Source organism: Sphaerisporangium sp. NPDC051011 (assembly GCF_040653595.1).
Lineage (GTDB): Bacteria > Actinomycetota > Actinomycetes > Streptosporangiales > Streptosporangiaceae > Sphaerisporangium.
Map to the genome: position 1 here is coordinate 300,969 of NZ_JBFAGG010000008.1, position 12,632 is coordinate 313,600.

General features: G+C 69.8%; 16 protein-coding genes and 1 tRNA gene. All 17 read left to right on the forward strand.

Annotated elements, in window-relative coordinates; genetic code table 11:
• Positions 1-5 precede the first annotated feature (5 nt).
• Positions 6-422: a hypothetical protein gene (locus tag AB0H21_RS20830; protein ID WP_358518774.1), complete on the forward strand. Its 417-nt coding sequence runs from the start codon at positions 6-8 to the stop codon at positions 420-422.
• An 82-nt stretch (positions 423-504) separates the two neighbouring features.
• Positions 505-1,038, forward strand: coding sequence for a hypothetical protein (locus tag AB0H21_RS20835; protein WP_358518775.1), 534 nt, complete (start codon positions 505-507; stop codon positions 1,036-1,038).
• Positions 1,039-1,108: 70 nt separating this feature from the next.
• Positions 1,109-1,693 (forward strand): DUF6349 family protein, encoded by a 585-nt coding sequence (locus tag AB0H21_RS20840; RefSeq protein WP_358518777.1) that lies wholly within the window; start codon positions 1,109-1,111, stop codon positions 1,691-1,693.
• 151 nt (positions 1,694-1,844) lie between these two features.
• A complete protein-coding gene (locus AB0H21_RS20845) occupies positions 1,845-3,077 on the forward strand; it encodes an AAA family ATPase (protein WP_358518779.1) in 1,233 nt (410 codons plus the stop codon).
• An 11-nt stretch (positions 3,078-3,088) separates the two neighbouring features.
• Positions 3,089-4,699 carry a VWA domain-containing protein gene (locus AB0H21_RS20850; RefSeq protein WP_358518781.1) on the forward strand — a complete coding sequence of 537 codons (1,611 nt, stop codon included), beginning with the start codon at positions 3,089-3,091 and terminating at the stop codon, positions 4,697-4,699.
• Positions 4,700-4,737: 38 nt separating this feature from the next.
• On the forward strand, positions 4,738-5,790 hold the full coding sequence (locus AB0H21_RS20855) for a DUF6744 family protein (RefSeq protein WP_358518782.1): 1,053 nt from the start codon (positions 4,738-4,740) through the stop codon (positions 5,788-5,790).
• 89 nt (positions 5,791-5,879) lie between these two features.
• A complete protein-coding gene (locus AB0H21_RS20860; RefSeq protein ID WP_358518784.1) occupies positions 5,880-6,155 on the forward strand; it encodes a hypothetical protein in 276 nt (91 codons plus the stop codon).
• A gap of 298 nt (positions 6,156-6,453) precedes the next feature.
• Positions 6,454-6,705, forward strand: a complete 252-nt coding sequence (locus tag AB0H21_RS20865; RefSeq protein ID WP_358518786.1) for a hypothetical protein — start codon at positions 6,454-6,456, stop codon at positions 6,703-6,705.
• A 97-nt stretch (positions 6,706-6,802) separates the two neighbouring features.
• Entirely contained in the window at positions 6,803-7,189 is a 387-nt protein-coding gene (locus tag AB0H21_RS20870; RefSeq protein WP_358518787.1) for a hypothetical protein, read from the forward strand.
• Positions 7,190-7,313: 124 nt separating this feature from the next.
• Entirely contained in the window at positions 7,314-7,661 is a 348-nt protein-coding gene (locus AB0H21_RS20875) for a hypothetical protein (RefSeq protein WP_358518789.1), read from the forward strand.
• A gap of 126 nt (positions 7,662-7,787) precedes the next feature.
• Positions 7,788-7,859 (forward strand) — tRNA-Gly (locus tag AB0H21_RS20880).
• Between the two features lie 31 nt (positions 7,860-7,890).
• Positions 7,891-9,234, forward strand: a complete 1,344-nt coding sequence (locus AB0H21_RS20885; RefSeq protein WP_358518792.1) for a hypothetical protein — start codon at positions 7,891-7,893, stop codon at positions 9,232-9,234.
• The gene (locus tag AB0H21_RS20890) at positions 9,231-10,172 is read left to right on the forward strand and encodes a ParB N-terminal domain-containing protein (RefSeq protein ID WP_358518795.1); all 942 of its coding nucleotides are present in this window, start codon (positions 9,231-9,233) and stop codon (positions 10,170-10,172) included. Before AB0H21_RS20885 ends, AB0H21_RS20890 begins: the two co-directional genes overlap by 4 nt.
• Positions 10,169-10,837: a hypothetical protein gene (locus AB0H21_RS20895; RefSeq protein ID WP_358518798.1), complete on the forward strand. Its 669-nt coding sequence runs from the start codon at positions 10,169-10,171 to the stop codon at positions 10,835-10,837. Before AB0H21_RS20890 ends, AB0H21_RS20895 begins: the two co-directional genes overlap by 4 nt.
• A 13-nt stretch (positions 10,838-10,850) precedes the next feature.
• Complete coding sequence (locus tag AB0H21_RS20900) at positions 10,851-11,465, forward strand: hypothetical protein (protein WP_358518800.1); 615 nt, start codon at positions 10,851-10,853, stop codon at positions 11,463-11,465.
• Positions 11,466-11,487: 22 nt separating this feature from the next.
• Positions 11,488-12,279, forward strand: a complete 792-nt coding sequence (locus tag AB0H21_RS20905) for a TFIIB-type zinc ribbon-containing protein (RefSeq protein ID WP_358518803.1) — start codon at positions 11,488-11,490, stop codon at positions 12,277-12,279.
• Positions 12,280-12,386: 107 nt separating this feature from the next.
• Positions 12,387-12,632: a hypothetical protein gene (locus AB0H21_RS20910; RefSeq protein WP_358518806.1), complete on the forward strand. Its 246-nt coding sequence runs from the start codon at positions 12,387-12,389 to the stop codon at positions 12,630-12,632.

The window sequence follows — 12,632 nt, forward strand, 5'->3', positions numbered from 1 at the left end:
GACATATGAACCTTGCGACGTGCACCTATCAGGAATTCGGCCCCGACATGGGCACCCCGGTCCGCACAACCGTCGGCGCGCCGTCGCGCCTCAAGCTGGACTACAAGCTCGCCGGCCACGCCCAGCTGATCACCCCCACCAGGCCGATGCTCGGGCTCTCCAAGGCCGCATACGAGCTGGCCTACCTGCGCCTGCTGAGCTCCAGCGGCGCCGAGCGCATCCTGGCCGAGCTCACCGCGATCCACACCGCGGCTGGAGGAACCGCAGCGCCGCTGGTCCTGCTGTGCTTCGACCAGCTCAACAAGTCAGGCAGCTGGTGCCACCGCACGATGTTCGCGACCTGGTGGCTGCAGACAACCGGCCAGGAGGTGCCCGAGCTCGGCGCCAAGCCGGATGCCGGGCTCGACCTGACCTTGTTCTGAACCCTGCCCGGAACGGCGCCGTGAGCGCCGTCCCGGCCCCATTTCTGCCCGCCGAGCGTGGGCTCTGCGAGAGAGGACCACGATGACCACCCCTGACACCATGGCCGCGGTGTACGCGTTCCCGGACACCAGCGCCTGTGAGGCCGCCAACCGGGCTGCCGGGTTCTCGCCGCAGGTCGACGACAAGACCCGGCCGTGCATGACCGTCGCCGGCGTGCAGGTGTATGCCTACCTGGACCCCAAGGTCGGCGCCGTGCGCGTCTCGATAGACCTGGACACCCCCGAGGACAGGCTCATCCGCAGCGACGAGACGGTCCCGGTCCGCATCGACGTCGGCGACAGCGTCGTGTTCGACGACAGCGAGCAGGGCCGCGCCACCCCGAGCACGCGGAAGGAGTTGCTGCACCAGCTCGTCGGCGACCAGTACGGCGGCGACGTGACGGCCGCGCTGCTCGACCTGGTCGTCCTGACGCGCGCGCAGCTGGAGAACTGGGCAAGCTTGTCGCTCGACGCCGGCGAGGTCGCCTGGCTGGACGAGCAGATCCCGCACTCCAGCGTTCCGCAGGCCATCGGCGAGATCTGCACGCAGCTCGACGACCGCGATGACCTCGTCTGATCCGACCCGCCACGTGGCCGCCCCCGCTCGTCTTGGCGGGGGCGGCCCCATTTCAGCCGAAGGAGTGACAGTGCACGGCGATCATGGCGATCACACCGGCGACGTCGGCATCGCGGCGGGCGCGGTGGCCCGCCAGACGGCTTTCCTGGCCGTCCCCTGGGGCGAGCAGCGTGGCATGTGGTGCATCTTCTACGGGCACCCGGGCTCGGAGTCGCTCCGCGGGGAGCCGCTCGTTTCGACTGCCCCGCTGCACCGGCCGACCGTGCTGCACCGGTCGGGCTGGGAGTACCGGAAGCAGCGGCGGGGGGCGTGCCTTGGATGCCAGTGGGAGGGCCCGGACTGGCGCTCGGAGCGGGAAGCGGTCGAGGACGCGCACGATCACTGCTGGCCCGGGTGGCGGGACCTGCCTGCGGTGCGCCGACCGGGCTCGAACGTCGAGCGGTGGCGGGCGGAGGTGAAGCGCGCGTACCCGGAGGGCTGGCTGGAGGCCGGCGGTCCGCTCGTGACGATGCGGCCGGATTCGCGGCTGTCCCGGCACAGGCCGTCGACGCCGCTGGCCGAAGGCTACGAGCTGGCTGCCTCGTACGTCGTCACGTCGGTCCGGCCGAAGAGTCCCGCGACGCACGTGGATCTGGTGCTGGACCTGGGGATGTAGGTAGGTCGGCCCTGACAGAGGCCGTTCCCGGCGGCCCCTTCAAAGGCGGACATTGAGCCGCATTCAAGGCCAAACCACTGTACAACAAGATCACTGTTTACTATGATGAAGATATAAGAACTGATCGACACCACCCACCAAGGAGAGACGAATGACCACCCCCACCACCACCGCGCCTGCCCCGGGCGCCACGGACCCCGGCGACGGCTCGGTCACCGCGGCCCGGCTGCGCGCGATCTGCACCGAGGTGTCCAACCGCTACCTCGAGCGCGGCGGCGTCGTGAAGGCCCTCGTCGCGTGTATGCTGGCCGGCCAGCACAGCCTGCTGCTCGGCCCGCCCGGCACCGCCAAGTCGGAGCTCGCGCGCGACCTGACCAGCCGGATCGACGGCGCCGAGCTGTGGGAGATCCTGCTCAGCAAGTACAGCGACCCGAAGAAGATGTTCGGACCGGTCGACGTGGCCGCGCTGATGAAGGGCGTCTACCAGCAGGTGTGGGACGGCCGCGCCACCCGCGCCCACATCGCGTTCATCGACGAGATCTTCAAGTGCGGCAGCGGTGCCCTCAACGAGCTGCTCGCGTTCTTAAACGAGCGTTTGTACCACCCCGAGTCGGGCGGCGCCCCGATCGCCTGCCCCCTGATCTCCGCGATCACCGCGTCGAATGAGCTGCCCACCGCCGAGGAGTCCGCCGCGGTGTACGACCGGCTGCTCGTACGGATCGAGGTCGACTACCTGAGCGACGAGGCGAACTTCACGCAGCTGCTCCGCTCCGCCGTCGACGCGGGGACGCCGGCGATCCCGACGACGGTGCCGCTTGCCGACCTGCAGACCGCCGTGCGCGTCCACGTGCCCCGCGTCGCCGTCCCCGACGGGGTGATCGACGCGATCGGCGCGCTGCGCGCCTCGCTGCGCCTCGCCGGGCTGGTCGCCTCCGACCGCAGGTGGCGGCAGTCGGTGCGGCTGCTGCAGGCGTCCGCCTGGCTCGACGGCCGCCAGGCGGTCACCACGAACGACCTGGAGATGCTCGCGCACGTGCTGTGGAACGTCCCGGCGGAGCGGCCCACGGTCGAACGCGAAGTCGCGCAGGTCGTCAACCCAGACGGCCGGCTGGCGTTCGACCTGCTCGACGGCATCGAGGAGATCGCCGCCCAGCTCGCGCAGATGGCCGGGAAGAGCCGCGAGGAACTCGCCGACTGGGCCATCAAGGAGGCGCAGGGCAAGCTCGCCAAGGCCGAGAGGGATCTCACCGAGCTACGGAAGAAGTCCGAGGCCGCCGGCCGGTCCACGGCCACGATCGACGAGGTCATCGCCCGCAAGCGCGCCGTGCACGCCCAGGTCCTGACCGACGCCCTCGGCTTCAACACCAGCACCGTCAACCTGTGAGAGACGCAACCGTGAAGAAGCCTAAGTTCTCGAAGCTGAAGGACTTGGCGGCCCGGGCCGGGCGGTGGCTCGGCCTGGCCGCCCAGGCCACGCCCACCCCGCACACCCTGGCCGTCGAGGCCGACCGGTTCGACACGATGACGTGGGCCGACACCCTCGGGCAGGCGGCAGCGCTGCAGCACCTGGCGCACGACCTGGCCGAGAAGCACGACCACACGACCGACCTGCTGCAGGACGTGTGGACGGCCGCGTACAAGACGTCGCCCCACCTGCGCGGCCGGGACGAGATGGACCCGTCGCGGGTGGTCAACCACCAGGTGATGACCTCGCTGCTCGGCTCCGCCGAATTCGAGGAGCTGCGCAGGAACACCACCGGCGACCCGTACGCGGCGGCGATGGCCGTCCTGTCGCAGGCGGACGCGCTGCGCGGGATGCTCGAACAGGGCAAGGAAGCGCAGCAGGCCGCGCAGCAGGCGGCGGCTGCGAAGACTGCGGCCGACCAGGCGGCGGCCGCCGTGCAGGCCGCCCTGGAGGCCGCGTGCGCCGCCGCCAGCGAAGACGGGCAGGTCCCCGAGGCTGCCGGGCAGCAGGTCGCGGCGGCGATCGCCGCGGCCGAAGCCGCCGGGCAGGCGGACGACCAGGCGGCAGCGGCCGCGCAGGCGGCGATCGCCGCGGCGGCGCCGGGCATCCGGTCCGCTGCCCGCGCGTCCGCGCACAAGGCCGCGCAGGAGGCCCAGCAGGAAGCGGAGATGATGGCCGCCTGGGGCGTCGGCCCGGGCCAGCTGCAGCGCCTGCCGTTCGCCGAGCGGGCCGCGCTGGCGCAGCGCCTGGCCGGGAGCCGCCTCGCCCAGTTCGCGAAGCTGATCGGCCGGTTCCGGACGATGGCCGCCGGCGAGCGGGCCCGCCGCGTCCAGCACGCCGGCGGGGAGTACGTCGGCGTGACCCTCGGGGACGACCTGTCCCGGCTCGTGCCGTCCGAGCTGGCCGCCCTGGCGGTGCCGGCGCTGCGCGCCGAGTTCGCGTCCCGCTTGGCCGAAGGCCGGCTGATGGTCTACGACACGCAGGGCGAGGAGAACGCCGGGAGCGGCACGATCGTCGCGCTCATCGACTGCTCGTCGTCGATGGAGGACACCGACGTCGGCGGCATCACCCGGGAGGCGTGGGCGAAGGCATGCGCCCTGGCGTTGCTGGACCAGGCACGCGCCACGTCCCGCGACTTCGTGGCCATCCTGTTCGCCTCCGAGGAGCGGCAGCAGCAGTTCTGCTTCCCGCGCGGGCAGGCCGGCATCACCGAGGTGATCGACTTCGCGGAGCACTTCTTCGGCGGTGGCACGAGCTTCTCCGAGCCGCTCGACCAGGCGGCCGACCTGCTCGCCGATAGCTGGGATGCCGACCACGTGCGGCACGGCGACGTCGTGCTGATCACCGACGGGGAGTGCCGCGTCACCGGGGAGTGGCTGGAGGGCTGGCGGCGGCGCAAGGACGCCATCGGGTTCCGGGTGTTCGGCGTGTCCATCGCGCAGCGGCCGGGCCGGGTCCTGGAGGAGCTGTGCGACAACCTGCGCCACGTCACCGACCTGGCCGACGTCGACTCCAGCCGAGACCTGTTCCGCGCCATCTGACCCGAAACGTAAACGCCCGTTTGACGAAGGGAAGTTCGATGACCACGCCGACCCCCGCAGGCAGCGCCGAGCAGGGCAGCGCCATGGAGACCCTCAGCGCGTTCACCACGGCGATGGAGACGAGCGACGCGCCCGCCCTGGGGCACCTCGTCCTCTACTCGGTTTACGAGTCGCGGGTGACCCGCCCCGACCTGGAGCGCTGGTTCCTGCAGCTCGGCCTGGACGGCAAGTTCCTGCCGGCGCCCATCCGCGAGGACGACGCCTTCCAGCGGGTCACCGGCCCGAGCGGGGTCCGATCCAAGTACAAGCTGACCAGCGACCCCTCCGGGAAGCCGACCCCCGGTGAGAAGGTCACCGAGGTGACCCTGATGATCCGGCACGTCAGCCAGGACAACCTCAGGTTCGTGCGGCACCTGGTGCGTGAGGTCCGCGACGAGGGCGCGTCCCGCCTGTCGTACGACACGCGGATGGCAGAGGTCGTGTTCTGGCGTGACCCGACGGAGAGCGGCCGGCCCGGCTGCGGCGTCCTGCAGGTGCACCCCGACCACTCCGCGATCAACGCGCTGTCCGAGGGCGAGCAGGTCAAGGTCCGGGACACCTTGAACGCCATCGAGGAGACGTTCCGGCAGCAGTGCCAGTTCTACTCGAGCGACCGGCTCCGCTCGGTGGTCCGCGCCTACGTGGAGTCGTTGAACGCCCTCCGGGTCCGCGCGTCGGGCGGGGTGTACTTCGTGCACCGCGCGCACGCAGCCCCGCTGAAGGCGCTGCGGGGCCTGGTGAAGATGTTCGGCGCCGGTAGCAACCTGACCCGCATCCCCCTGCTCGACCAGGAGGAGGAGAGGGAGATGGTCATCGAGGCGTTCACCACCAAGACGACGGAGGAGCTGCAGCAGCTGTCGGCCGACATCGCCAAGGCTCGCGCCGAAGGCTACTCCGAGAGGAAGGTGCGGACGCTGTACGACAGGTTCCAGGCCCTGCAGGCGTCGACAGCCGAGCACTCCAAGCTGCTCTCCACCAGCCTCGGCGACACGGAGGCGGCCTTCGAGCTCGCCAGCAAGCAGGTCATCAGCCTGCTCGCCCACGCCGTCTGACACCCCGAACCCCGCCCCGGCCGGATCTCCCGGCCGGGACGGGCCCAACCCCACTACACCAGCACCGGCATCTGAGAAAGGAAGACGAAATGACTGCGAGCATCAAGGGGCTCTTCCCCGAGCTCCCCATCGACCGATGGAACGCCAAGCACCTCGGCGTGGAGGGCGACATCGACGAACGGACGTTGAAGTCGCTCTACGCGATCGACGCGGCCACCGGGCCGGAAGCGGAGCTGCGGGTCCTGGCCTGGATCTTTGGGACCTACGAGAACGACCTGCGGTGGGCGCAGGCGACGGCCGACGAGGCTCCCCTGGGGGCCGGCCGGTGGAGGGTCACCATCGAGTGGGACACCCGGGGCGAGTAGCCAGCACCCCAGCTGAGACGAGGTCGGCCCCCGGCGCATCGCGCGCCGGGGGCCTCTTCGCGTACCCGCGGCTACCCCGACGTGCGCCACGGCCGTCAAACGGCCCCTAAGCGGGGTTCCGGGTGGCCTCTACCCTCCCCTCGCCGTGGTTGATCGCGGCAGTCACAGGCGGACTCGGAGGGGCTCTGACCTGCGAAAATACAGGCGATTCACGGGCGAATCCCCTGGCACTACGAATCGCCAGTTTGCTATGATGAAGATATAAGAAATTGATTCACTCCACCAAGAAGGACGGCCCATGAACTTCCTCGATGCCCTCCCCACCGACATCCGCACCAGGCTCATCCCGGAGACGTTCGCCCCGCTCCTGGCCGAGGCCACCGCGCTCTACGAGAAGGTGCCGCTCGGCATGATCATCCAGTACATCGAGTTCGGCTTCACCGGCTTCGGAGACTTCGTCCCTGGCAGCCCCGCCTGGGAGGCCGAGATCCGCGAGATGGCCGGCCGGGTCGCAGAGTCCGACCCGGCCGACTTCGACGAGTTCATCTAGCAGCGCGCGGGCGGGGGCACCTCTGCCCTACCGAACAGACCGGCCCTGCCCTACAGGGCCGGGCCACCCCATCTCCCTCAGAAAGGAACGCTTGGCCATGAGCAACAGCGAGAAGTTCATTAGCGCCGTCCGCTACCTCGGGGGCCAGGAGGCCGTTGATCTTGAGTACCCGGAGCGCGAGTTCCTCGGTGCGACCCTGGACTCCGGCAACGGTGAACGGCTGCTGGGCCTTCTCCGCTGGGCGTTCGAGGCCGGCGAGGCCGCAGCAGCGAGCAAGTCGGCCAAGGTCGACGGTGCGCTGGTCGCCGAGACAGCGACCGTGACCGTCGGCCAGCCCTCGCCCATCAACGTCCCGGTCCAGGTCGGCCAGCTGATCGAGCACCTCGCACAGCAAGGCGTCATGCTCGGTGACGAGTCGTGGTCCGGCTGCGACGTGGTCAACGCCGTCAGTGGATACCTGGGGAGCTACGGCCTGAGCGTCTGAATCCGCGGCCCCTGGCCCCTAGCCCGCGCGGCTGGGGGCTTTCCCGTTCCTGCGGGCGTATTTCCCCTGGTCAAACGACGCCAATCCCTGTACGGGCAAGATCACAGTGTACTATGATGAAGATATGAACTCCCCCACCACCACCGCCACGGAGGCCGCCATGCCCGCCCAGCTCCCCACCACTGGCACCGCCCCCTTCCCGATCCTCCCGTACGACATGTACGCCGGGCTGCGGGTCGCCGTCACCACCACCAACGGCAAGACCTGGACGGGCACCGTCCTGCACTTCGTGCAGCCCGACGAGTACGTCGACCAGGAGGCCGTGATCCTGGAACTGTCCTACAAGGCCCACCACGGCCAGGTCAGCTCGCTCATCAAGCTCATCCCCATCGACGCCATCGCCGACGTCATGCAGCTCACCCCGCGCGTCGACGTCGCTGCCGCCCGCAAGCAGCTCGGCCTCTCGCACTGACCCGCCCCCTGGCCCCCGGCTCCACAGCCGGGGGCCTTGCCGTGCCAGGGGTATATGTTGACCTTCGCATGCGATGATCGGTTAGCATCCATAGTGAACGATTGTTCGCATTGCGGCCGGTCGCTCGCGTCGGAGGTGCAACGGCTGCACAACCCTCGTCCGGAGGGAAGGCACCAGGTTCGACTCCTGGCCGACGCTCGACAGCATCGCCAGAGACCGGGGGCTGGCCATGTTTCACGGATCGATCCCAGCTCCGCTCCGCTCGATCATCTACGAGCACGCCGGCACCTGGCCCGGTGAGCACATCTACGTCGGCTGCTCCGGCAACTTCACCATCGAGCGAGTGCTGCACGCGCGGTTCGGCGACACCCGCGCCGTCCACGGCAACGACGTCCAGGCGTACTCCAGCGCGCTCGGCTGGTGGCTCGCCGGTCAGCCTGTCCCCTTCACCCTCCGCGAGGACCACCAGGAGGTCCTCGGCTGGCTCAGGCCCTACCTGGACGACCCCACAGACCTCCTCGCCACCCTCATGCTCGGCACGCGGTTCCTGCAGTGGGTCGGCAAGACCGGCCCGTACTACCAGCGGATGCTCGCGGCGACCGAGGAGCAGTGGCCGCGCCTGCACGAGAAGACCGCGACCAAGCTGCGCAACCTCACCGTGCGGCTCGGCTCGTACTTCGCGGGCGACGTACGCGACTACCTCGCCACCGAGGTCCCCGCCAACGCGCCGGTCGTCATGTTCCCACCCTTCTATGGCGGCGACTACGAGGCCCAGTTCGCCCCCATCGACGCCGCGTTCGACTGGCCGGCCCCGTCGTTCAACGAGCTCGACGAGGACGGGAAGGAGCAGATCATCGCGCAGGTGCGGGACCGGCCGAACTGGATGCTCGGCCTGCACATCGAACGGCCCGAGCTGCGGCCGCAGCTCGCCGGCGTCGTGCAGACCGCGAACCGTGGCCTGCCGATCTGGGTGTACGCGGCGGCCGGGCCGCGCCGGATCGTCCGCCCCCGGCAAGCCGTGGCGCCGATCCCCATGCCGAAGATCGGGCCGCAGGACGAGCTCGGCGAGAAGATGACGCTGCACATCCTGACCGGCCCGCAGTTCGCCGGCATCCGCTCGCAGTTCATGTCGAAGACCATCAAGCCGGGCACGCCGCTGATCGCGTGCGGCGTCGCCGTCGACGGCCAGCTGATCGGCGCGTTCGCGTACCTGCCGCCGAAATTCGACCCGGCCTGCGCCTACCTGATGAGCGACTTCCCGGTCGCGTGGACCCGGTACCGGCGACTGGCCAAGCTCATCGTGATGGCCGCCTCCACCACGGAGGCGCAACTCCTCGTGCAGCGGTCCCTGTCGCGCAGGATCACGGCCTGGTCGACGACCGCGTTCACCGACAACCCCAACAGCGCGAAGTACGGGCGCGGCATCCCCGGTGTCACGCTGCAGAAACGCAGCCAACCGGCCGCCGACGGTATCCACCGCTACCAGCTGCAGTACGGCGGCCCGCTCGGCGCGTACACCCTCGACGAGGCATTGACCCTGTGGAAGCGCAAGCACGGTAAGGACAGCCGATGACCGACACGACCTCCGCCGCGCCTCGCCTGCGACCCCGCATCGTGCGCCGCGACCCGCGCGACCTGACCCGGCTCCCAGTCAACGCCCGTTTCATGACGAAGGAGAAGTTCGACCGGCTGGTGGCCAACATCAAGGAGGACGGCTGCCTGACCAGCGTCCCCCTGGTGTACGGCGCCGGCGAGTACCCCGAGGGCCAGGAGCTGATCCTGTCCGGCAACCACCGCTGCGACGCGGCGGCCGAGGCCGGCGTGTTCGAGATCGACGTCATGCTGATCGACGACGTCGAGGAGAAACAGCGGCTCCTCGCCCGCCAGCTGTCGCACAACGCCATCGAGGGCCAGGACGACCCGGCGACGCTGAAGCACCTGTACGACCAGATCGAGGACGTGGACTGGCGCGCGTACTCCGGCCTGGACGACGAGCAGCTGCAACTCCTGGCCGAGGTCCAGCCGGAGGGAATCTCGGAGGCGAACCTGGACTTCGCCACCGTCAGCCTGATCTTCCTGCCGAACGAACTCGAGGCCGCGCGCACGGCATTCGAGGCGGCCCGGGTCGGCCAGGACGAAAGCTGGCTGGCGGCCCGCGCGGACTACGACCAGATCCTCGACACGCTCGCCTCCACGCACGCCGCGCACAAGGTCGGCAACGTGGCCACCGCGCTGCACATCATCCTGTCCATCGCCGAGCGGCACCTGGCCGACCTCCAGGCCGGGTACACCGGCCCCGAGGGCGGGGCGACCCACACGGGGCACGTGGGCCTGGAGACCGTTCTCGGCGCGCGGACCCTTCCTGCTCCCGCGGCGGTCACCATCAACAAGGCCATCGCCCGGGCGGAAGGGCTGAAGGAGATCCCGCGCGGGCAGGGCTATCTGCTGCTGGAACGTCTCGCCGGCGAGTACCTGTCAGGCTCGAACGCGGAGCCCACCGAGCCGCGATGAGCAAACTGAAACGCATCAAGTTCGCCCCGCATCTAGACCCGTGGGAGAGGCAACCAGACGAGTCGACCAGGCAGCACGCCCAGTTCGTCACCTTCCGCGACCTCGGCCGGACCCGTACGGTGCGCAGGACCGCGGACAAGCTGCAACGCGCCGACGCATGGGTCAGGCAGGTCGCGGCGGCGTTCCGGTGGCGCGAACGCGCCGAGGCCTACGACAAGCATCTGGACCAGATGTATGAGGCGACCTGGATCGAGGAGCGCCGCAAGGCGGCCGAGGTGGACGCGAAGATCCTGGGCGCCGCCGTCGGGAAGGTCGCCCAGAGGTTGACCGCGCTGGACGCGTCCACGATGTCCACCGGCGACCTGATCCGGCTGATCGACGTCTCCATGCGGCACCGGCGTGTCCTGTTCGGTGACCCTGCGTCGGCGATCGTGGTGTCTGGCCTGGGAGGTGAAGAGCAGGATGTCCAGGTGCGCATCGCCGAGCAGCAAGGACTGATCCTTGCTGAGGTGATTCGCCGTGTCGCTGACCAGCTGCTCCTCGCGGTAGTCGACAAGGTGGACGACCCGAGGACGACCGCCCGCCTGGGCCGTGAATGGCCCCTGCTGCTGTCGGAGATCGTCCCGCGGGAGATCGCCGCTGTCGTGGAGAACGACGGTGACTAGCTCTCCCGGGCCCATGCCGCGGCGGGAGGAGCAGGCCGGGCTGGATGCGTGGCGGCTGCGCGCAGAGGCGGCCGAGGCCGAGGTCGCGCGGCTGCGCGCCGGCGAGTCCGACGCGCCCAAGCTGCCGGGCGTATCACGCACACCCGGGCAGTGGCTCAAGCTCTGGAACGGCCTGCCGGCGACGCAACGTCTGCATTGGGTGAAGCGGATCCTCCAAGCGGTCACCGCGGCGCAGCGGTGTATCGAGGCCGACCACGACAGTTCCGTACTGCGGGCCAGAGCAGTTGCCGCGCAGCACCGTGCCGTCGCGGTTCGCCTCACTCGCCAGCTGTTCGGCCACGACGAGCATGCGCCTGCGGACCACCTGGAGTGGGTGCCGCTCGACATCCTCCGGGAGGCCGAGGACGCAGATGACGAGACGTCCGACCAAGACCAGCACGACGACGACAACAAGCTGATCTCTACCGTCGGCCCATTTCGCCGGCTCCGCTGCCCCGCATGCGGCCGTGAGACGCTCCTCGCGGCCACCCTGTACGCACTCACCATCGAGGGCATGGACAAGATCGGCGGCTTGGCCGCGTGCACCGAATGCCATACCTCGCCCTACACCGAGATGAACCTGCCCTGACCTGGAGAGAGAGGGGAGCTCGATGCCGTACGACGAGGGGGCCTGCCCCGGCCCGTGCAACCGCCGCTACCGCGAAGCGATCGACCAGTACGACGCGGAGGTCGAGACGTACCGGCTCCTGCTGGGGCTCTGGGCAGGCGAACCGCCTGCCAAGCGCGGCAACCCGCCGGCGCGCCCGGAGCGGCCGTCAGTGAACCCGGTGCTGGGCGATCCCACGTGGTCGGGGCGCTGCTGCTCGCTGATCCGTGCCGCCCTGACCGAGCTGGACGACCTCGCCAGCCTGCTGGCCGCCTCGTCCGACGGGCACCGCGGGGGCCCGTCGCGCGGCGCGCAGAAAACCGGGCACGTCGGGAAGGGCAGCTCGGCGCCGACGCTGTCACCGATCACCGACACCCTGGACGAACTGTACGGGGCGCTGGTGACGGTGGAGGACGACTGGCGGGCGTTCCGCGCCTATCCGGTACGGCCTCAACGAGCCCGCACCGGACACGCCCGGCGGGTCAGCATCACCTTCCTCCTGGACGAGCTGGACGCGATCCTGCTCCACCCGGGAAGCGTCCAGTTCGGCCGCGCGACGCTCGCATGGCAGCGACGACTGCGCGGTCTGACGAAGTCCGACCCCGTCGGCGCCCAGTCGCCGATCAGATGTCCACGCTGCGGCGAACGAGGCCGGGTACGCCGCGAGGACGACGGGTACTTCCGGTGCCACGCATGCGAGAGGCTGATGTCGCAGGATGAGCATGACGAGGAGTTCGATAGGCAGGCCCTGGCGCAGGAAGCGGCCGATCTCGCCGTGGAGGGCGCGGCGCCGTGACTTGCGCAACGCTCTGACCAGGGCGCAAACTATGCACCGTACGGTGATGTGATCTTTGCCCTCGGACGCTTTCCGCGCCGAGGGCTTTCGCGTTCCCGGGGGTGATCATGCGCCCCGACCCGGTGAGCGTGACCGAGGCCGCCACCCGTCTCCATCGGGAGCCCCACACGATCTACTCGTGGGCCACCCGCTACGGGGTGCGCAGGTGGGGCGACCGGCGAGCGACCCTGTACGACTTCGCGGACCTGGCCACGATCGAGGCCTGCATCAACAAGGGCATCGAGGTGCCGACGACCCCCGAAGCGAGGGACGCGCTACGTGCGTCCTACGCCTCCGCTGCCTGCCCCGCCTAG